Consider the following 19,872-nt stretch of genomic DNA (forward strand, 5'->3'; position numbering starts at 1 on the left):
ACGTTGGGCCATGGCCCAACCCAGAACGAGGACGGAAGATAGGATTGACGGCATTTTTGATTCAGATCGCGGGCGCTGCGGCGCTATTGTTGTGGGCGGTGCGTCTGGTGCGCACCGGTGTGGAGCGTGCCTTTGCCACGCAGCTGAGACAGGGGCTAAGGCGCGCCTCTGACAATCGCCTGCTGGCCGCTTTTTCGGGGCTGGTGTCGGCTATGATGCTGCAGAGCTCCACCGCCGTGGCCATGCTGGTATCGAACTTTGCCAGCAAGGGCGCGCTCAGTATCGCGGTTGGGATTGCCATGTTGCTCGGGGCGGATCTTGGCTCTGCCCTTGTGGCGCAGATCCTTCTGGCCCGTCCAGGCATTCTGGTGCCTGCGCTCCTTCTGGTGGGGGTGGCGCTGTTCCTGCGCAGCGAACAGCGTAAACTGCGCCAGACCGGGCGTATCCTGATCGGGCTTGCGCTGATTTTTGTCTCGCTCGACATGCTGCGCACCGCCACAGCACCAATCATCGAGAGCAAGGGCGCTGTCGCGGTACTGGGGTATCTCGATTCCGACCTGTTTACGGCCTTTATTCTCGGGGCGATCTTTGCCTGGGTGGTGCACTCCAGCGTTGCGGCGATCTTGTTGTTTGTCACCATGGTCGCCCAGGGCGCGCTGCCGCCGATGGCGGCGATGGCGATGGTGCTTGGCGCCAACCTTGGCGGCGCCATGATCGCCTTTGTGCTGACGCTTGCTGCCGATGTGCGCGCGCGGCGTATCGTGAGCGCCAATCTCGTCTTGCGAGGCGGCGGAGCGCTTGCGGTGCTCTTGGCGCTGAACATGAACCTTCTGGACCCCACGTGGCTCGGGCAGGCGGCTGCCGGGCAGGTGATGGGGCTGCATCTGGTTTTCAATCTTGTGCTCTGTCTGCTGGCGCTGCCCTTTGTGGGGCTCATCGCCCGCATGAGCGAGCGGGTGATGCGCGACCCCAATGTTCAATCTCTGGGGCGCGGGATGACGGCCTTGGACCCCGCCGCGCTCGAGGACCCGCCGCGTGCGCTGAACTGTGCCGCGCGCGAGCTGTTGCGCATGGGCGAAGTCATCGAGAAAATGCTGGTTGCGGCCATGGGGCTCTATGAAGTCTGGGATGACCGCGTTGCCGAGGCGATCCGTGACGAGGATAAGGCACTGCGGCAGATGCATCTCGACCTCAAGCTCTATCTGGCGGGGATGAACCGTCACAAGCTGGATGACAGCGCCGTCAATGGCGCGATCGAGGCATCGCTCATGGCCGCCAACCTGGAGGCGGCCGCCGATCAGGTGGCCCGCAAAATGACCGATCTGGCGCGCAAGCTCTCGCTTGAAGGGATCAGCTTTTCCAAGAGTGGCCAGCAGGAAATCAACGATTTCATGGACCGCATTCAAGCCAATGTTCAACTCGCGCTAACGGTCATGATGACCCGCAACCCCGATGATGCGCGCGAGCTGGTGGCCGAAAAGGAAAGCATCCGAACCGCCGAACAAAAACTGCAGAGCAAACACCTGTCGCGCCTTCGCGAAGGCGTCAGCGAAAGCATCGAGACCAGCGCAATCCATCAGGAAACCTTGCGCATTCTCAAGCAGGTCAATACCTCTTTTGCGATGGCAGGTTATCCGATCCTCGACGAATCCGGTGATCTGCTGTCCAGTCGCCTGTCCTCGCAGGGCTGACCTGTCTGATGCCGCCTGCCTCCTGTTCCCTCTGATGCGGGAGCGGGCGAATTTCTATAGCAAGGTATTGAAATGAAAGACTTCCCAAAGATCTGGTTCCTGCGCCATGGCCAGACCGAATGGAACGCAGAGCGTCGGGTGCAGGGGCAGTTGGAATCGGATCTGACGGAGCTCGGTATCACGCATGCTCACCGCCAGGCCGAGCTCATGACGCCGATCCTGCAGGCGCATCAGCCGCCTTGCTTTGTTTCGCCGCTGCGCCGGGCACAGCACACAGCCCGTATCGCGCTTTCTGGGCGGGGTTATGAGACTGAGCCAGCTCTCGCAGAAGTGCACGCAGGCCGGTTCCAGGGCCTCACCATTGACGAGATCGCGGCGCAGTTTCCGCAGGTCGATGCCCAGGCCATGACGCATCTCGACCTCTTCTGCGCGGCCCCCGAAGGCGAGGGATATGCGTCCCTGCATGATCGGGTGCTTGCCCTGTTGCGGCGCCTCGAGCAGCCATCCGTTCTGGTGGCGCATGGGCTTTTGGGGCAGGTGGTGCGGGGCCTCATCTGCGGACTTGAGCGTGACGAGATGGCAGCTCTCCCCAATGAGCAGGGCTGCGTCTATGTGCTTGAACAGGGGCAGGAAACGGTCCTGCGTTAGGGGCGGGCACTTTTTCTCAAAAAACCTCGCGATGCCCTCTTGCACTTTCTTTCAGCATTCTCTAAATCCCCGCTCACCGGGTCGTTAGCTCAGTTGGTAGAGCGCTTCGTTTACACCGAAGATGTCGGGAGTTCGAGCCTCTCACGACCCACCATTCCTCCCTTTCCTTGATGTTCTCTATACCGAAGTATCGCTTCGATGTTGTGACGTGCGAAGTGCGCACTTGCGAGCCGCTGTAGAGGTGGGGCCGCAGTTCCGTCGAGGCCGGCTCCAGCGTATATTCGATGTTTTTGCCACCACCACGCGGGCGGGGCGGCAGAGTTTCAGATGTCCTCTCGCGGTGCACGGCTCAAAGCGCGGTATTTGCAATTCTTTTCAGGCGCTTATTTCCTTTCGTCATTTTTTTCAGTGGAAACCTCGGAAAATGGCATTTCTGCGCTTGACGCCCCCCGCGACCTGCGAATATTACACCCCAACGTTCAGACACGGCGCTGGACGCAACAGCAAGCGGTTGTAGCTCAGTTGGTTAGAGTACCGGCCTGTCACGCCGGGGGTCGCGGGTTCGAGCCCCGTCAACCGCGCCACTGTTGCCCTGCCTGAAGGGCCTCGCAAGAGGGTCAGGACCGTCCCGGAGGGAACGCGCTGGCAAAGGTCAGCATTGAAAGTGCGGTTGTAGCTCAGTTGGTTAGAGTACCGGCCTGTCACGCCGGGGGTCGCGGGTTCGAGCCCCGTCAACCGCGCCACTTTCACCCCGCCTGGGGGCTCGCAAGAGGAACAGGACCGTCCCGGAAGGGAGTAGCTGGCCGAGGTCAGCACTGAAAATGCGCGGTTGTAGCTCAGTTGGTTAGAGTACCGGCCTGTCACGCCGGGGGTCGCGGGTTCGAGCCCCGTCAACCGCGCCACTTTCATCCCTTCCCAATTCTCTGTTGATAGAATTCCGGCGGCGCAAGAGAGCGCGGTGAAGCGATTTTGCCTTTCCCCATGTACGGTCTGGCGGCACAGTGACCTAAGCCCCCTGTGATCCTTCCCGAACATACGAGAGTCCGCCGATGTCCGCATCTCAACCAGATACTACCCCGCAAAATCCGCCCGAGACCCAACCGACAATCCGCGTCATCGCGATGCCCACGGACACCAACCCGGCGGGTGATATCTTTGGTGGCTGGCTCATGAGCCAGATGGATCTTGCGGCAGGCACCATCGCGGCAAGGGTGTCCAAGGGGCGGGCTTCAACCGTCTCGGTCGAGGAGATTCAGTTTCATCGCCCCGTTCTGGTGGGCGACGAGGTCTCGCTATATGCGGAGATGCTGAAAATCGGGCGCACCTCGATGCGCATCCGTGTGCGCGCCTGGCGTCGCGCCCGCCATCAGGAAGAAACCCAGCAGGTGACTGAAGCGATCTTCACCTTCGTGGCGCTGGACGACCATGCGCGGCCGAGGCCGGTGCTGCGCGAGGCGTAAAGCGACACAGCCCCCGCAGAGGCTGCGAGGGCTGGTCTGATCGTTTCGGGGAGAGGGCAGGGCGCCACTGCGCCCTGAGCCCCTCAGGCTTTGCTCAGGGCGTCCAGCACCCGCGCCCAGGAGCGGATCCCCTTGTGGAAGCTCTCGAGGTCGTATTTCTCATTGGGGGAGTGGATCGCGTCATCCTCATTGGCAAAGCCAATCAGCATCGCGTCCATGCCGAGGATCGATTTGAAATAGCCCGCCACCGGAATCGACCCGCCCATGCCGGAGAACACCGCCTCGCGGTTCCATTCCTCGGTCAAAGCGCCGCGCGCGGCCTCGAACTCGGGCCGGGTGGTGTCGATCACATAGGCGGGTGCGCCATCCAGATCGAGGTCCCATTTTACGGTGCAATCCGTAGGCAGGCGGTCTTCGACATGTTTGCGAATCTTCTGGCGCAGATCGGCAGGGTCCATGTCGCCCACGAGACGACAGGTGATCTTGCAATGCGCCTCTGAGGGAATCACCGTCTTGGTGCCTGCGCCCTGATAGCCGCCCCAAAGCCCGTTGATCTCGAGGGTCGGACGCGCCCATTGCTGCTCCAGGGTGGAGTATTTCTTTTCGCCATGCGCCTCGGTGTAGCCCGCGTTGGAGAGATAGTCCTTCTCGTCAAAGCCACAGCCTTCCCACTGGCGCAGGATATCCGCCGGCACCTCCGGCACACCGTTGTAAAAGCCCTCCACGGCCACAGCGCCGGTGTCGGGGTCATGGAAGGATGCAATAATGTGGGAGATCTCTCGCAGCGGGTTCAGACCAGGGCCACCATAGTGCCCCGAATGCAGGTCGATCTTGGGGCCGATCAGGGTGAATTCATCCTTCATCATGCCGCGCAGCTGCGACGCCACCGAAGGCACCCCGCGCGCCACCATAGACGTGTCGCAGATCAGCGCGATATCGGCCGAGAGCTCTTCTTTGGCGGCCTCGAGGAACGGAATGAGCGATGGCGACCCTGATTCCTCTTCACCCTCAAAGAAAAAGGTGATGCGGCAGGGCAGGGTGCCATGCACCGCCTGCCACGCCCGGCAGGCTTCTACAAAGGTCATCAACTGACCCTTGTCATCCGATGCACCGCGGCCGCGGATCACGGTGCCATTGGGCGTTTCTTCAAGCTGAGGCTCAAAGGGTGGCGTGTTCCAGAGGTTCAGCGGATCGACGGGCTGCACATCATAATGGCCGTAAAACAGCAGATGCGGGCCTTTGGTGTTTTCCTCGCCCACATGGCCCACCACCATCGGATGGCCGGGTGTTTCGCGCTTCTCAGCCTTGATGCCGATGGAGTTCAGATCCTTGACCAACCAATCCGCAGCGGCGTCGCAGTCGGCCTTGTAGGCGGGATCAGTGGAAATGGAGGGAATGCGCAACAGTTCCAGCAGCCGGTCGGTGGCGGCGGAAACATCGGAATCGATTTTGTCGAGAACAGGGGTAAGGGACATGGGTCTCTCCTGAAATAGTGCCGTGTTGCCCTTGGGCCGTGATGAGCTTCAACAGGGCAGGGCGGGTCCGTGGCGGAGCCTAACAGCGCCGCATGACAAGGACCAGTCGCACGATTGTATCAGAACATCACCCGCCCAGATGAGGCGCACGCCGGGCCTGTATGCCTGCTGAAGCCGTTTCAGAACAAAGGTTTCCGATCCGTCACATTCCCTCTGGCCCTGCGGCGTTTTGCGCAGGGGGGGGGCATGTCTGCTTTGATGCTGCCGCGCTTGCCTGAATTTCAGAATGCTTCTAAAAGCATCGAAAGGTTTATTTGACCTGTATCAAGGATGATCGGGGGCGTGACACTCTATCACGTTGATCAGGACAAGGGTGCCGGTTAGACACCGCGAGATAGATCGCGGGTGTGGATGCTCCACGGGGCAGGTCGGGATCAAGACGCAGCCAAGCCGGACTGGCATCGGCACAAAGCTATGGAGATGACGGTGGACTATACCGCACAACTCGACGCAGCGATTGAACGCCTTCACGAAGAAGGCCGCTACCGGACGTTCATTGATATCGAGCGTCGCCGGGGGCAGTTCCCGCATGCGGTCTGGACCCGTCCCGATGGCAGCGAACAGGACATCACCGTCTGGTGCGGCAACGACTATCTCGGCATGGGGCAGCACCCGGTTGTGCTGAAGGCGATGCGCGATGCAATTGATGCCACTGGTGCGGGCTCTGGCGGGACGCGCAATATCTCCGGCACCACTGTCTATCACAAAGAACTCGAGAGCGAGCTTGCCGATCTGCACGGCAAGGAAGCGGCGCTTTTGTTCACCTCCGCCTACATTGCCAACGATGCCACGCTGTCGACCCTGCCGAAACTGCTGCCGGGTCTCATTATCTATTCCGACGCTTTGAACCACGCGTCCATGATCGAGGGTGTGCGCCGCAATGGCGGGGCCAAGCGAGTCTTTCGCCATAATGATGTCGCCCACCTGCGCGAACTCCTCGAGGCTGACGATCCCGCCGCGCCCAAGCTCATCGCATTTGAGAGCGTCTACTCCATGGATGGCGACTTTGGCCCGATTGCGGAAATCTGCGATCTCGCCGATGAATTCAACGCGCTGACCTATATCGACGAAGTCCACGCCGTCGGCATGTATGGCCCTCGCGGCGGTGGCGTCACAGAGCGTGACAACCTCGCCCATCGTATCGACATCATCAACGGCACGCTCGCCAAGGCCTATGGCGTCATGGGCGGCTATATCGCCGCCTCTGCCAAGATGTGCGATGCGATCCGGTCCTATGCGCCGGGCTTTATCTTCACCACCTCGCTTGCGCCTTCGATTGCGGCCGGGGCTGCGGCCTCCGTGCGTCATCTCAAGACAGCGCAGGACCTGCGCGATAAGCATCAGGAACAGGCGCGCTATCTCAAAACCCGCCTCAAGATGATGGGACTGCCCGTGATCGATCACGGCAGCCACATCGTTCCGGTGATCGTTGGCGATCCGGTTCATACCAAGAAACTGTCGGATATGTTGCTCTCGGACTTTGGTATCTATGTGCAGCCGATCAACTTCCCGACCGTGCCGCGTGGTACAGAGCGCCTACGATTCACGCCATCGCCAGTGCATGGGCCCAGCGAAATGGACCATTTGATCCGCGCAATGGATAAGCTTTGGTCGCATTGTGCGCTGAATCGCGCCGAATTGGCCGGATAAGCCCAAGCTAAGTGTTCATTAAACGGAATTGTGTTATTCTTTCATCAATGAAACCACGCTGACGAATCGGGAATCGGTTTGTACGGCGCGGATGTCGCAAAACGGCAGGACTTGATGGGACAGCAGGCATGATCGGGCGCCTTACGCAGCGCACTTTTGGACGTCGTGATGAAACCCCGGAACCGCCACGCGGTTTCGATGATTTCGAGTTGCGTCTTGGCGATATGATGCGCGGCGAACGCGCCACCATGGGCAAGTCGCTCCTGGATGTACAGCGCGAGCTACGGATCAAAGCCTCCTACATCGATGCCATTGAAAACTGTGACCCTTCGGTCTTTGACACGCCCGGTTTCATTGCCGGGTATGTGCGCTCTTATGCGCGCTACCTCAACATGGACCCCGAAAAGGCCTTTGGTGCCTTCTGCGCCGAGAGCGGTTTTTCCGTGGCCCACGGCATGTCCTCTGAGGCCTCCGTACGCAAACCCCGCGATATATCCGCCTCCAGCAGCAAAGGTCTCGGGGGCGATGCATTCAGCAATTCCGCCACGCCATTTGTCCCGGTGTCTGACGGTGTCTTTAGCCAGATCGACCCGCGCGCGGTGGGCTCCGTCCTCGTGCTGGCCAGCGTCATCGGCGGGCTTGCCTTTGGCGGCTGGAAGATCCTGCACGAGGTGCAGCAGGTCACATTCGCCCCGGTCGAGCAAACACCGGAGGTGCTTGCGGAGCTGGACCCGCTCGAAACCGCATCTCTCGTCGCATCGGACCTGACCGAGGACCCCGCAAGCGAGGCTTTGGATCGCCTTTACCGCCCTCAGGCGCTGGATGTGCCGGTTCTGGTCGCCCGCGATGCGCCCATCTCGACGCTTGATCCGCGCGCGCATGGGAATTTCGCTGGCTTCGAACAGCCTGGTATCTCATTGGCAGATGCTATGGTGCCCGCAAACGAACAAACCGACCTCGCAGTGCCGCAGGTGCTCGAAGCGCGCGCCCCTTCGGTCGAGATGATCGCCGTGCGCCCCTCCTGGGTGCAGGTCAAGGCCGCCGATGGATCGGTGATCTTCGAGACGATCATGGAGCCGGGGCAAACCTTTGACGTGCCTCTCACCGAAGACGCCCCGCGTCTGCGCACCGGCGAAAGCAGCGCGATCTATTTCGCGGTGAATGGCGAACACTACGGCCCGGTGGGCGGTCGCGGTCAGGTCACCAAGGATGTGGAACTCTCGCCAGATGCGCTCAGCGGCCGCTTTGAGATCGCCGATCTGGAGGCCGAGCAGAATCAGGCGCTTGCCACCATGGTCGCCCAGTTGCGCGCCACGCAACAGACCCCGGGAGACAGCGCCGACTGACGAGACGGCAGAGGACGCACTCAAAACACCCACGGATTTGCAGAAAGCCCCGGACAGCCATTGCAGGCTCCGGGGCGTCGGCCTATCTAAGGGGCAAGCGACACGCAGGACGAGGCAGCCATGTCCATGAATCATATCCGCCCTTGGCGGAACATCGAACGCCGCAAGAGCCGCCAGATCCATGTGGGGAATGTGCCCGTAGGGGGGGATGCGCCAATTGCGGTGCAGACCATGACCAACACCTTGACCACCGACATCAAAGGCACCATCGCACAGGTGCAGGCCGCTGCCGATGCTGGCGCCGATATAGTGCGTGTCTCGGTCCCGGACGAGGCCTCTGCCCGCGCGCTCAAGGAGATCGTGCGGGAAAGCCCGGTGCCGATCGTGGCCGATATTCATTTCCACTACAAACGTGGCATCGAGGCCGCCGAGGCCGGTGCCGCCTGCCTGCGCATCAATCCCGGAAACATCGGCGACGAAAAACGCGTGGCCGAGGTGATCAAGGCCGCCCGCGACCACAATTGCTCGATCCGTATTGGCGTCAATGCTGGCAGCCTCGAAAAACACCTCCTCGAAAAATACGGCGAGCCTTGCCCGGACGCGATGGTCGAATCCGGCCTTGATCACATCAAGATCCTTCAGGACCACGACTTTCATGAATTCAAGATCTCGGTCAAAGCCTCCGACGTCTTCATGTCTGCCGCCGCTTATCAGATGCTTGCGGATGCGACCGACGCCCCCATCCACCTCGGCATCACCGAGGCTGGTGGGCTGATGTCCGGCACGATCAAATCTGCGATCGGCCTCGGACAGCTCTTGTGGATGGGCATTGGCGACACCCTGCGCGTAAGCCTTTCCGCCGATCCGGTTGAAGAGGTCAAAGTAGGCTTTGAGATCCTCAAATCCCTCGGGCTGCGTCACCGGGGCGTCAATATCATCTCCTGCCCGAGCTGCGCGCGTCAGGGGTTTGACGTTATCAAAACGGTCGAAACCCTCGAAGAGCGCCTCGAACACATCAAAACCCCCATGAGCCTCTCGATCATCGGCTGCGTTGTGAATGGTCCGGGCGAGGCTTTGATGACCGATGTCGGCTTCACCGGTGGCGGCGCAGGCTCCGGCATGGTGTATCTTGCGGGCAAGGCCAGCCACAAGATGTCCAACGACCAGATGATCGATCACATCGTCGAAGAGGTCGAGAAAAAAGCCGCCGCGCTCGATGCGCAAGCGGCTGAGGAAATGAAAGCGGCGGAATAACCCCGCCTTCATCTTCTTGGAAATATCCCGGGGGAGGTCCCGAAGGGGCCGGGGGCAGCGCCCCCGGTACGGGAGCTCAGCTACGCCCGGCGCGGATGTCATCCACCATGATCTGCAGCTGCTCTGCGGGCAGGTAGCCACGCAGCATCTCGTCTTCCAGAACAAAGGTGGGCGTGCCAGAGATCGACAGCGTCTGCGCCAGGCTGCGCGTGCGCTGGATCTGCTCTGTCACTTCTGCGTCGTTCATCTTGGCAAGGATTGCATCCGCATCAAGCGACAGCCCCTCCGCCATACGGCGCAACGCCACCTCATTTGGCTCGCCCTGAAACGCGATCAGCGTGTCATGCACGCTCTTGTACGCGTCATCACCAGCCACAAGTTTGGTGGCAATCGCAAACCGGGATGAGAGCACAGACGCCTCGCCGAGGATAGGGAACTCTTTGATGACAAAGCGAATATTCTTATCCGCCGCCAAAAGAGCCTCGATTTCGGGCACCGCCTTGCGGCAGTAGCCACAGCGGTAATCCATGAATTCAACCAGCGTCACATCGCCTTCGGGGTTGCCGCCCACCCAGGAATAGCCATCGTTCTGGATTTCCTGCAGGTTGGCGCCCACCAGCGCGTCATCGCGCGCGGCCTCGGCCTGTTGCTGCTGTTGTTCGAGGACGTCCACCGCCTCCAGGATCACCTGCGGGTTTTCCAGAAGATAGCTGCGCACGGCATCGCCAAAGGCGGCCTTTTCGCTGTCGGACATATCGTTGAGGTCAAGCGCCCGCGCTGCCGGAGCAGAGAGAGAGAGCGCGCAGGCCGCGATCAGGGCCATGCGTGTCGGGGCAATCATTTTTGGTTCCTTTTCTCGTCTTGTTCAAAGGCAATTAGAACATCCTGGGCCCGGCGCCAGGCCGGGGACCCTTTGGCCAGAAGGCCGGTTGCGCGTTTGGCATGTGGTCCTGCATCCTTGAGACGCCCCTGAAGCGCATAGCGCTCGGCGGTCACAAGCGCAGCCATGCCGGTCTGATTGGTTTGCGCATAGGCCAGCGACATATCGCGCAAGAGGGTTGCATTGCGAAAATCAAGGCCACGGGCCTTTTCCATCGTCTTGACGGCGGCGCGGGGATTTCCCGCTGCCAGCTGCGCGCGCCCAAGGCTTGCTAGGATCAAAGGCTCGTTTGGGGCGAGGCTGGTGGCTGTCCCGAAGGATGAAACTGCAGCGCTCCAGCGGCGGTTTTCATAGAGGATCTGTCCCCAGAGCTCGTGGTAATAGGCGTCCTTCGGGCGTGTGGCCAAAAGCGCCTGCATTTCCTTTTGCGCGCGGGAGAAACTGTTTTGCCGGTGATGCGCCACCGCAAGACGCATGCGTTTGACATCCGCATACCCTTCGGAGGCGACCCGTCGCTTGGTCCAGCTTGGCGCGCGCGTAAAGGCGGAAAGCTTGCCCTGCACCCGCGCCAACCAATAGGCGGCGGCAGGGTCGGAGGCCGCCGCGGCGCCCGCGCTGGCCACATAGGCTTCTGCGGCGCGCATCCGGTCGCGTGTCAGCGGGTGCGAGCGCATATAGGGATCTTGCGAACCCGTGCTCAGGACCTCTTGGCCTGCAAAAATCCTGTGCAGTTCCACCATGCCCTTGGGATTGATCCCGGCGGCTGTCATGAACCCGATGGCGGAGCGGTCGGCAGAGGCTTCTTCGGCGCGGGTGTGCGACAGGAAATTGCGCAGCGCTGAGGATTGCACCCCAAAGGCCACGCCCGCGCCCGCCTTGCCGCCCCCTGCGGCCGATGCCAGCAGCCCGAGCGCAACCCCAAGGCCTGCGGCCGTGCTCGCAGAGCGCATGTTCTGCACCCGCCGCCCGATGTGGCCATTGGCGATATGGGCCGCTTCATGGGCGATCAGCGCCTGCAGCATCTCTGGGCTCTCGGCCTTCAGGATCAGACCGTAGTTGATAAAGATCGCCCGGTGGTCGATCACGAAGGCATTGAAACTGCTGTCATTCACCACAAGGATGCGCACCCGGCGCGGGCTCAGACCGGCGGCGGTCAGAATGGGGCGCGCAAGCTCCGTCAGCCCGTGTTCAATATCGGCGTCGCGCAGAAGGCGAATGGATTGCGCCTGCGCCGCGATCGGCGCAAAGGCCAGCACGACAGCAAGACATGCTGCCAGCACCGGCCCACGGCCGCACCCTCCGCCCACCGCTGCGGCCAGAAGACGAAACAGACGTGCGCACGGGATTGACGCCAGAGAGAATACGCGCTCAAAACTCATGGCCGCACCATGGGAGATCAACATGCGAAACTCAAGCCGGTCCAAGGTCGATCCCTTCATTGTGATGGATGTGATGGAGGCCGCCCGCAAGGCGGAAGAACAAGGTCGTCATATCATCCATATGGAAGTGGGGCAGCCCTCCACAGGCGCGCCCGAGGCCGCACGGCGGGCCCTTGCCGATGCGATCGAAAGAGATTCCATGGGATATACTGTCGCGCTGGGTTTGCCCGCGCTGCGCAAACGCATCGCCGCGCTTTATGGGGAGTGGTACAACGTCGACCTCAACCCCGAGCGCGTGGTGATCACGCCCGGCTCTTCGGGGGCGTTCATCCTGAGTTTCACCGCGCTTTTTGACAGCGGGGACCGCGTGGGCATCGGTGCGCCGGGCTATCCTTCCTATCGCCAGATCCTAAGCGCCCTGGGCATGCAGCCCGTGGACATCCAGACCGCGCCCGAGCACCGCCTGCAGCCGGTCGCCGCCGACATTCGCGACCAGAACCTTGCCGGTCTCATGGTGGCAAGCCCCGCCAACCCCACCGGGACAATGCTCGACAAACCGGCGCTCTCGGCGCTGATGGAGGCGGCGCAGGCCGAGGGCGCGAGTTTTATTTCCGACGAAATCTACCACGGCATCGAATATGAGGCCAAAGCGGTCACCGCGCTTGAGATTTCGGATGAATGCTATGTCATCAACTCCTTTTCCAAGTATTTCTCGATGACCGGCTGGCGCGTGGGCTGGATGGTGGTCCCCGAGGATCACATCCGCACGGTGGAGCGGATCGCTCAGAACATGTTCATCTGCGCCCCCCATGCCAGTCAGGTGGCGGCGCTGGCCGCAATGGATTGCCGCGACGAGCTGGAAGCGAACCTCGCGGTCTATGCCCGGAACCGCGCCCTGATGCTCGAGGGGTTGCCGAAGGCAGGGTTTAGCAAGATCGCACCGCCGGATGGGGCGTTTTATGTCTATGCGGATGTATCGGACCTGACGCAGGACAGTCGCGCCTTTGCAGCGGAAATTCTCGAAAAAGCTGGGGTGGCGGTCACACCGGGGCTCGATTTTGACCCGCTGCGCGGGGCCACCACGTTGCGATTTTCCTATGCCCGCTCCACCGCCGACATCGAGGAGGGGCTGGCGCGCCTCAGGGCCTTTATGGAGGCGCGGGGCTGATGCGCGCGCTTTTTGCAAAGCTCTGTCTGTGTCTGACGCTGGCCTATCTGGCGTTGCTGCCTGCTGCCGCCGCGGCGCAGGGGTTTTCGGCGCTCGCGCGGGTTTTGCCCGAAGACAGCAGCCTTCAGGACACTGGCGCAGGCGTGGAGCTCGAGCTGGGTCTGAGCCAGGGCGTGCCATACCGGATCTTTGCGCTCGATGATCCCTATCGTCTGGTGCTCGACTTTCAGGAGGTGGACTGGACCGGGCTTCAGGCCGAGGATTTTGACCGCTCCGAGCTGATCGAACGGACACGTTTTGGGGGCTATGTGCCGGGGTGGTCGCGGATGGTTCTCACCCTCACAGAGCCGATGCAATTGCGCACCGCAGCGATGGACATTGACCCTGAGACCAGCGCGGCGAAGCTGAAACTTGCCCTTGCCCCCATTGATGCCGAGACATTTGCGGCGACTGCGGGGGCGCCCTACGATCCGCGTCTTGATCTTCCGATGCCGGCCGAGCTCAAGCCGCGTGCCCCGCGCGATGACGATGCGCCGCTTGTTGTGATGATCGACCCCGGGCATGGCGGGCTCGACCCCGGAGCCGAGGCCGAAGGCGGGATCGCCGAAAAGGACCTGATGCTGGCCTTTGCCTACGATCTCGGCGAACGGCTGGTGCGCTCGGGGGCCTTTGAGGTGCTGCTGACGCGGGAGGGAGACTATTTTGTCTCTCTCGAGCGCCGTATTGCCATGGCGCATCAGCAGGGGGCTGATGTGTTCATTTCGCTTCATGCCGATGCGGTCACAGAAGGCATGGCCCATGGCACCGTGGTCTACACACTGTCTGAATCTGCCTCTGATGTGGCCTCGGCCAAGCTCGCCGAACGTCACGACCGGGCCGACCTGTTGTCCGGCAGTGACCTCAGCGCTGCTGATGATGTGGTTACGGATGTGATGCTGGATCTCGCCCGGCAGGAGACCCACCCGCGCAGCACCGCTTTGGCGCGCTCGGTGATCGAGGCGCTCATGGAGGCGGGAGGGCCGGTCAATCGCCGCCCGCTGCGCTCAGCGGGGTTTTCGGTGCTGAAATCCGCTGACATCCCGTCGATCCTGATCGAGCTTGGCTTCATGTCGAGCCCAAGGGATCTTGAGCTGCTCACGGATCCCGACTGGCAGGCCAAAACCGCGCAAAGCATCCTGAACGGGCTGCTGGTTTGGCGTGAAGAGGACGCCGCGCGGCGCGCATTGGTGCGCCAATAGCGCCCATACCGCCAAGAGCGGCAGTCGAACAGCAAACGGCGGGCTAAGCTTGCGCATGAGGCCCCCTGTGAAAAGGGAAGTGCTGCGCCGCGCCAGCCCCTTCACCGCACGAGCCGGTTTGCTGCCTCCAACCCCCATGTGCGCCCTTAGTGATGTCGCGGGTGATGCAAGGGGGGAGTTCTTCCCCCTAGACCTGCGCGTGTTTCGCTGGTTTTTGCCGGTTTCACCCCCCATATCCCAATCTGAGGATACAGGTGCGCGCGCTTCTGCTAAACTGGGCGCCACCTCCTAACCGGTGGGGCCCTCGGGCTGCCGCCATAACACGTTTTGACCCTTGTCACCTTGCCCCCTATAAGGGCCGCATCGTGCGAGAGAGGCCCACACTGTGATCAGATTCATTCTGTCGATCTTTGGATCCATATTCAGTACCATCACCCTTGGCATCGGGGTGGTCGCCCTGTCCATTGGGGCGATCTTCTGGGTCTACGGCCGCGATCTGCCGAGCCATGAGTCGCTGGCGCAGTATCAGCCGCCCACCATCAGCCGGATCTTTTCGGGCGAGGGACAGCTGATCGACGAATTTGCCAAGGAACGACGCCTGTTCACACCGTCCGAGGAAATCCCGGCGCTGGTCAAACAAGCCTTCATCTCGGCGGAGGACAAGAATTTCTACTCTCACGCAGGCTATGACGCGCGCGGTATTCTCGCCGCCGCGGTCGAGGCGGTAAAATCGCGCGGTGAAAACGTACGCGGGGCCTCGACGATCACCCAGCAGGTGATGAAGAACTTCCTTTTGTCCGGCGACCGTCGCGCCGAGCGCAAGATCAAGGAAATCATCCTCGCCACCCGCCTTGAGGAAACGCTCTCCAAGGACAAGATCCTCGAACTGTACCTCAACGAGATCTTTCTCGGTCAGAACTCCTATGGGGTGACGGCAGCCGCACAGACTTATTTCAACAAGACCCTCGGCGAGCTGGAGCCGCATGAGGCCGCAACCCTGGCCTCGATGCCCAAGGCGCCGTCGGATTATCACCCGGTTCGGCAGCGCGAACGCCTTCTCAACCGTCGCAACTACGTGCTGCGCGAGATGAAAGAGAACGGCTACATCACCGAAGCCGTCTACGAGGTGGAACGCAACCAGCCGCTGCGCTCGGTTCAGAACGGCGACTTCGACGCCTTCCGCACCGCCTTGCCGCCGCGCGATTATTTCACCGATGAAATCCGCCGCCAGTTGTCGGTCGACTTTGGCGAGGGCGAGTTCTTTACCGGTGGTTTCACCATCCGTGCCACCATCGACGAGGAAATGCAGGACGAAGCGGCGCTTGCCATGCGCAAGGGGCTTGAGGAATTTGATCGCAGCACGGGGATCTGGCAGGGTCCGATTGCCGAGATCGACCCCGCGCGCCTTGCATCCGAGGAGAGCTGGCGCGAGGCGCTGAGCGAAGCCGAAGCTGCCCGTGATATCATCACCGAGGATGGCGCCTGGCATCCGGCTGTTGTGCTCAAGGTCGAAGACAATGCGCTCACGGTTGGGGTCGAGGGCTTTGACGGCATCGGCACCATTCCGCGCTCTGACATCAAGTGGATGAAGGGCAACTTCTTTGACAACTTCAAACCCGGCGACGTGATTCACGCCATGGCGATCCGCGAGGGCGAGGCTGTCAAACACTGGTCTGCGCGTCAGGTGCCCGAAGTGCAGGGCGGCTTTGTGGCGATGGATGTGAACTCGGGCCGCGTTCTGGCCATGCAAGGGGGCTTCTCCTACCAGCACTCGGTGTTCAACCGGGCCACGCAGGCGCAACGTCAGCCGGGATCGAGCTTTAAACCCTTCGTCTATGCGGCGGCGCTCGACAGTGGCTATAGCCCCGCAACCATCGTGATCGACGCCCCGATCGAGATCAACACGCCCCAGGGTGTCTGGCGGCCCAAGAACTCCACCAATAAATTCTACGGTCCCACACCCCTGCGCACCGGCATCGAGATGAGCCGGAACCTGATGACCATCCGTCTGGCGCAGGAGGTGGGCATGCCGGTTGTGGCGGGCTACGCCGAGCGCTTTGGCGTCTATGACAACATGGGCACCTTCCTTGCAAACTCACTCGGCTCCGAGGAGACCACGCTTTACAAAATGGTGGCTGCCTATGCGATGTTTGCCAACGGGGGCGAGCGCGTCGAGCCCACGCTGGTGGACCGAATTCAGGACCGCTTTGGCCGCACCATCTACCGTCACGATGACCGAGATTGCGTCGATTGTAGCGCGACCGAGCTTGAGCAAGGGATCGCGCCCAAGATCGTGACCAACCGCGAACAGGTGATGGACCCGATCACCGCCTATCAGCTCACTTCGATGCTGAAAGGCGTGGTCGATCGCGGCACCGCGTCAAGCGTGATCAACCTGCCGGTGCCCGCAGCGGGCAAGACCGGTACCACCAACGACGCGCGCGATGCGTGGTTTGTGGGCTTCACCTCCAACATCGTGGCGGGCTGCTACTTTGGCTATGACAACCCCCGTCCCATGAAGGGCGGTCGGGGGTACGGCGGCACGCTCTGCGGTCCGGTGTTCCAGCAGTTCATGCAGAAGGCGACCGAGAAATATGGCGGCGGCCCCTTTGACGTGCCCCCGGGTGGCCACTTCATCAAGATCGACCGTTACACGGGCGGTCGTCTTCCCAACGACGCAGGCGGGGCAAATGTGGTCGCCGAGTATTTCCGCGATGGCGAGGAGCCGATCTTTGGTCTCACCTTTGATGGGGGCTTTGGCATGGGGTCGAACCTGCCGCTCTTTGAAGAGGTCACCGAATCCGGCCGTCAGGTCACCACCTCCAGCGGCGGAACCGCCGTCCTCGGCCCAAAGGCGAGCTTCGGCGACGTCAGCTCTGGCGGGCTTTACTGACACAGTCTTACATTTGAGGCGGGCAGGCGGGTAATCCTCGCTTGCCCGCGCTCTTGTAGTGGTCCCGGACGTGCGGTATCACCCATCTTCAAACCAGACTTCAAGGAATGCCCATGCGCGCCGAGATCCAGACCATCGTGGCCGATATCGAAAAATCGCTCGACCTGCTTGCCCAGCGGATGAACTGGGAGACGGCGGAATTCCGGCTTGAGGAATTCAACGCGCGGGTCGAAGATCCCAACCTCTGGGATGACCCTGCGGCGGCGCAAAAGCTGATGCGGGACCGCCAGTCCCTCGTGGACGCCATGGACACCTACAAGAGCATCCGCCAGGACCTGCAGGACAGCGTTGAGCTGATCGAACTTGGCGAGATGGAAGAGGATGCCGAAGTCGTCAAAGACGCCGAAGACACCCTGAAGGCACTGAAGGAAAAAGCCGCCCAAAAAGAGCTTGAAGCGCTTCTGGACGGTGAAACAGACCCCAATGACGCCTTCCTCGAGATCAAGGCGGGCGCGGGCGGCACCGAGGCCTGCGACTGGGCGTCGATGTTGGCGCGCATGTATGTGCGCTGGGCCGAGAGCCGGGGCTTCAGCGTCGAGCTGCAGGAAGAGCAGGCGGGCGCCGAGGCCGGCATTAAATCCGCCACCTATCAGATCAAGGGTCACAACGCCTATGGCTGGCTCAAGTCCGAGAGCGGCACCCACCGTCTTGTGCGGATTTCGCCCTTTGGCAAAGGCACGCGCGAGACGTCATTTGCCGCCGTGGGCGCCTATCCGGTGATCGATGACAACATCGAAATTGAGGTCAACCCGGCCGATATCCGCATCGACACCTACCGTTCGTCAGGCGCGGGCGGTCAGCACGTCAACACCACCGACTCGGCGGTGCGTATCACTCACGAACCCACGGGCATTGTTGTGACCTCCTCGGAGAAATCGCAGCACCAGAACCGCGACATCGCCATGAAGGCGCTGAAATCGCGGCTCTACCAGCTCGAACTTGATCGCCGCAACGCCGAAGTAAACGCGCTGCACGAGGCAAAGGGCGATGCGGGGTGGGGTAACCAGATCCGATCCTACGTGATGCAGCCCTACCAGATGGTCAAAGACCTGCGCACCAACCATGAGACCGCCGACACCAAAGGCGTGCTGGATGGCGACCTTGATGGGTTCATGGCGGCGACGCTGGCGATGAAGGTTGCAGGCAAAAGCCGCGCCGACGCGCAGGGCGAGGATTAAGCTCCGCGTCCGGCAGTCGCCACAAAGATCATTCGTTGAACAAGGCTCCTGACCGTTTGGTCAGGGGTTTTTTGTCTGGGATTGGGGGCGGGTTTTGGACGTCACCCCGACGCGGATGCGCTAGCGCCCAGCGCCCGCGAGGCGTTTGGCCAAGATCAGGCACAGCCCCACCGCAATCAGCAGGAACACCGCCCCAATGATCCAGGCGAGCGAGGTCGTGTAGATCTCAGCAAGGCCTCCAGCCATTAGCAGCCCAACCGCCGCCCCAAGCTGCTGGATCAAAGAGCGCAGCGACAGCATGGTGGAGCGCTGACGGTCCGCCACACAGGCGTGCAAAAGGCTGCTTGCGGGTGTCTCGCTTGCGCCCAGCAGGACCGCGTAGATCAGAAACATGCAGACAAACCCAGCGACACTGCCTTGGATCGCAAGGACGACTAGCGCAGCCGCAAGACAGGCAAAAAGCGCGGCCAGCACGACCGCAAAGCGCCGCCTGAACAGTCGACTGATCCGGGGCGATATCCCCGCGCCAATGGCGATCGCAAAGAAGTACCCCGCCGTCAGTGCCCCAATGAGAGTGTTGGCATAGTCCGCGTCCAGCATTGGTTTGGCATAGGTCGGCCAGAGCACCTCGACCGGGTTGGTCGCCATCAGGAACAGCGCCAAAGCCGTCAACAACAGCGAGAGCACCGGATGCTTCAGCGCCAGGGCGCCGGCCTCTGCAATCACCGCAGGCACGCGTACAAAGCCCTGCTGAAGCGCCCGCGCATCTCGTGGGCGCGGTGGCTCAATGATGACGCGAAGCGTGTGGGCAAACACGCCGACCATGACGGCAAAGCTTGCCGCGTAGGACACATCATAAATGCTGATCCCATACCTGAGGCCAAGGGTGCCAACGGCGTCCGGCAACAGACCACCCATAACCGCCCCCACGGCAAGCCCCATCGCATTGGCCCATTGCGCCTTGGCCAGTGCGGGCTGCACATCCACGTCGGGGGCATGGGCCCTGAACCCCTCAACAAACCACGCATCAAGCGTGCCAGACCGCAAGGCCCGCCCCACGCCGATAAAGGCGAAGGACACCGCCAGCACAGCAAAATCGCGCGACAGCAGAAACAGGGCCAGCGCCATCAAACTGGCGCCCACAGCCCCGAGGAACACGGGCTTGCGCCCGATACTGTCGGCCAAGCCGCCAAACGGAAGTTCCGTCGTCATGGTCGTCAGCGAGTAGACCCCAAAGAGCAGCGAGATCTGGAACAGGTCCATACCCCGATCCTTGAGCGCAAGCGCAACCACCGCCACCGTGAGTCCCATGGCAAAGCGGTCCAGAAACTGATGGATCTGAAACACGCGAATATGCCGGCGCGCCGCGTCGGGCAGGATCTCAAAGGTGAATGCAATGTCGTGGGTCATCGCCACAGCATCCGCCGTTGCACCGTCGGGCGCAATGGCGCATTTCATGCGTTGGCGCTCTTGGGTGGTGTCGGGCGCTGTC

General features: G+C 61.6%; 15 protein-coding genes and 4 tRNA genes. 15 read left to right on the plus strand and 4 right to left on the minus strand.

What is annotated here, in order from left to right; genetic code table 11:
* The first annotated feature begins 44 nt into the window (after positions 1-44).
* The 7 genes from ACZ1HH_RS04150 (at position 45) to ACZ1HH_RS04180 (ending at position 3,799) form a co-directional block, all read left to right on the plus strand.
* The gene (locus ACZ1HH_RS04150; protein WP_472635946.1) at positions 45-1,691 is read left to right on the plus strand and encodes a Na/Pi cotransporter family protein; all 1,647 of its coding nucleotides are present in this window, start codon (positions 45-47) and stop codon (positions 1,689-1,691) included.
* Between the two features lie 72 nt (positions 1,692-1,763).
* Positions 1,764-2,339: a histidine phosphatase family protein gene (locus ACZ1HH_RS04155; protein WP_472635947.1), complete on the plus strand. Its 576-nt coding sequence runs from the start codon at positions 1,764-1,766 to the stop codon at positions 2,337-2,339.
* A gap of 78 nt (positions 2,340-2,417) precedes the next feature.
* Positions 2,418-2,493 (plus strand) — tRNA-Val (locus ACZ1HH_RS04160).
* A gap of 353 nt (positions 2,494-2,846) precedes the next feature.
* A tRNA-Asp gene (locus tag ACZ1HH_RS04165) sits at positions 2,847-2,923 on the plus strand.
* A gap of 82 nt (positions 2,924-3,005) precedes the next feature.
* Positions 3,006-3,082 (plus strand) — tRNA-Asp (locus tag ACZ1HH_RS04170).
* 82 nt (positions 3,083-3,164) lie between these two features.
* Positions 3,165-3,241 (plus strand) — tRNA-Asp (locus ACZ1HH_RS04175).
* 147 nt (positions 3,242-3,388) lie between these two features.
* Positions 3,389-3,799, plus strand: a complete 411-nt coding sequence (locus tag ACZ1HH_RS04180) for an acyl-CoA thioesterase (RefSeq protein WP_472635948.1) — start codon at positions 3,389-3,391, stop codon at positions 3,797-3,799.
* 83 nt (positions 3,800-3,882) lie between these two features.
* Here ACZ1HH_RS04180 and ACZ1HH_RS04185 read toward each other — a convergent pair whose 3' ends face one another.
* A complete protein-coding gene (locus ACZ1HH_RS04185; protein ID WP_487320390.1) occupies positions 3,883-5,274 on the minus strand; it encodes a dipeptidase in 1,392 nt (463 codons plus the stop codon).
* A 114-nt stretch (positions 5,275-5,388) separates the two neighbouring features.
* Between ACZ1HH_RS04185 and ACZ1HH_RS04190 the strand changes: the two genes are divergently transcribed.
* The 4 genes from ACZ1HH_RS04190 to ispG all read left to right on the plus strand — a co-directional run bounded on the left by ACZ1HH_RS04190 (position 5,389) and on the right by ispG (position 9,584).
* On the plus strand, positions 5,389-5,592 hold the full coding sequence (locus ACZ1HH_RS04190; protein WP_487320391.1) for a hypothetical protein: 204 nt from the start codon (positions 5,389-5,391) through the stop codon (positions 5,590-5,592).
* Positions 5,593-5,760: 168 nt separating this feature from the next.
* Positions 5,761-6,984, plus strand: coding sequence for a 5-aminolevulinate synthase (hemA, locus tag ACZ1HH_RS04195; protein WP_044027051.1), 1,224 nt, complete (start codon positions 5,761-5,763; stop codon positions 6,982-6,984).
* 128 nt (positions 6,985-7,112) lie between these two features.
* Entirely contained in the window at positions 7,113-8,330 is a 1,218-nt protein-coding gene (locus ACZ1HH_RS04200; protein WP_472635949.1) for a helix-turn-helix domain-containing protein, read from the plus strand.
* Positions 8,331-8,450: 120 nt separating this feature from the next.
* Positions 8,451-9,584 carry a flavodoxin-dependent (E)-4-hydroxy-3-methylbut-2-enyl-diphosphate synthase gene (gene ispG, locus ACZ1HH_RS04205; RefSeq protein WP_487320392.1) on the plus strand — a complete coding sequence of 378 codons (1,134 nt, stop codon included), beginning with the start codon at positions 8,451-8,453 and terminating at the stop codon, positions 9,582-9,584.
* Between the two features lie 76 nt (positions 9,585-9,660).
* Here the strand turns inward: ispG and ACZ1HH_RS04210 are convergent, their stop codons facing one another.
* On the minus strand, positions 9,661-10,425 hold the full coding sequence (locus tag ACZ1HH_RS04210; RefSeq protein ID WP_487320393.1) for a DsbA family protein: 765 nt from the start codon (positions 10,423-10,425) through the stop codon (positions 9,661-9,663).
* Positions 10,422-11,867: a M48 family metalloprotease gene (locus ACZ1HH_RS04215; RefSeq protein ID WP_472635950.1), complete on the minus strand. Its 1,446-nt coding sequence runs from the start codon at positions 11,865-11,867 to the stop codon at positions 10,422-10,424. Before ACZ1HH_RS04215 ends, ACZ1HH_RS04210 begins: the two co-directional genes overlap by 4 nt.
* Here ACZ1HH_RS04215 and ACZ1HH_RS04220 point away from each other — a divergent pair.
* The 4 genes from ACZ1HH_RS04220 (at position 11,866) to prfB (ending at position 18,380) form a co-directional block, all read left to right on the plus strand.
* Positions 11,866-13,011, plus strand: coding sequence for a pyridoxal phosphate-dependent aminotransferase (locus ACZ1HH_RS04220; RefSeq protein WP_472635951.1), 1,146 nt, complete (start codon positions 11,866-11,868; stop codon positions 13,009-13,011). The two genes, ACZ1HH_RS04215 and ACZ1HH_RS04220, sit on opposite strands and share 2 nt — an antisense overlap.
* The gene (locus ACZ1HH_RS04225; RefSeq protein WP_472635952.1) at positions 13,011-14,249 is read left to right on the plus strand and encodes an N-acetylmuramoyl-L-alanine amidase; all 1,239 of its coding nucleotides are present in this window, start codon (positions 13,011-13,013) and stop codon (positions 14,247-14,249) included. The genes ACZ1HH_RS04220 and ACZ1HH_RS04225 overlap by 1 nt, the downstream gene beginning before the upstream one ends.
* 385 nt (positions 14,250-14,634) lie before the next feature.
* Positions 14,635-17,142, plus strand: a complete 2,508-nt coding sequence (locus ACZ1HH_RS04230; protein ID WP_472635953.1) for a penicillin-binding protein 1A — start codon at positions 14,635-14,637, stop codon at positions 17,140-17,142.
* A 113-nt stretch (positions 17,143-17,255) separates the two neighbouring features.
* Positions 17,256-18,380, plus strand: a complete 1,125-nt coding sequence (prfB, locus tag ACZ1HH_RS04235) for a peptide chain release factor 2 (RefSeq protein ID WP_011538213.1) — start codon at positions 17,256-17,258, stop codon at positions 18,378-18,380.
* Positions 18,381-18,500: 120 nt separating this feature from the next.
* Here prfB and ACZ1HH_RS04240 read toward each other — a convergent pair whose 3' ends face one another.
* Positions 18,501-19,790 (minus strand): MFS transporter, encoded by a 1,290-nt coding sequence (locus ACZ1HH_RS04240; protein ID WP_472637297.1) that lies wholly within the window; start codon positions 19,788-19,790, stop codon positions 18,501-18,503.
* Positions 19,791-19,872 lie beyond the last annotated feature (82 nt).

The sequence above is a fragment of the Epibacterium sp. HA2-3 genome (assembly GCF_055693725.2).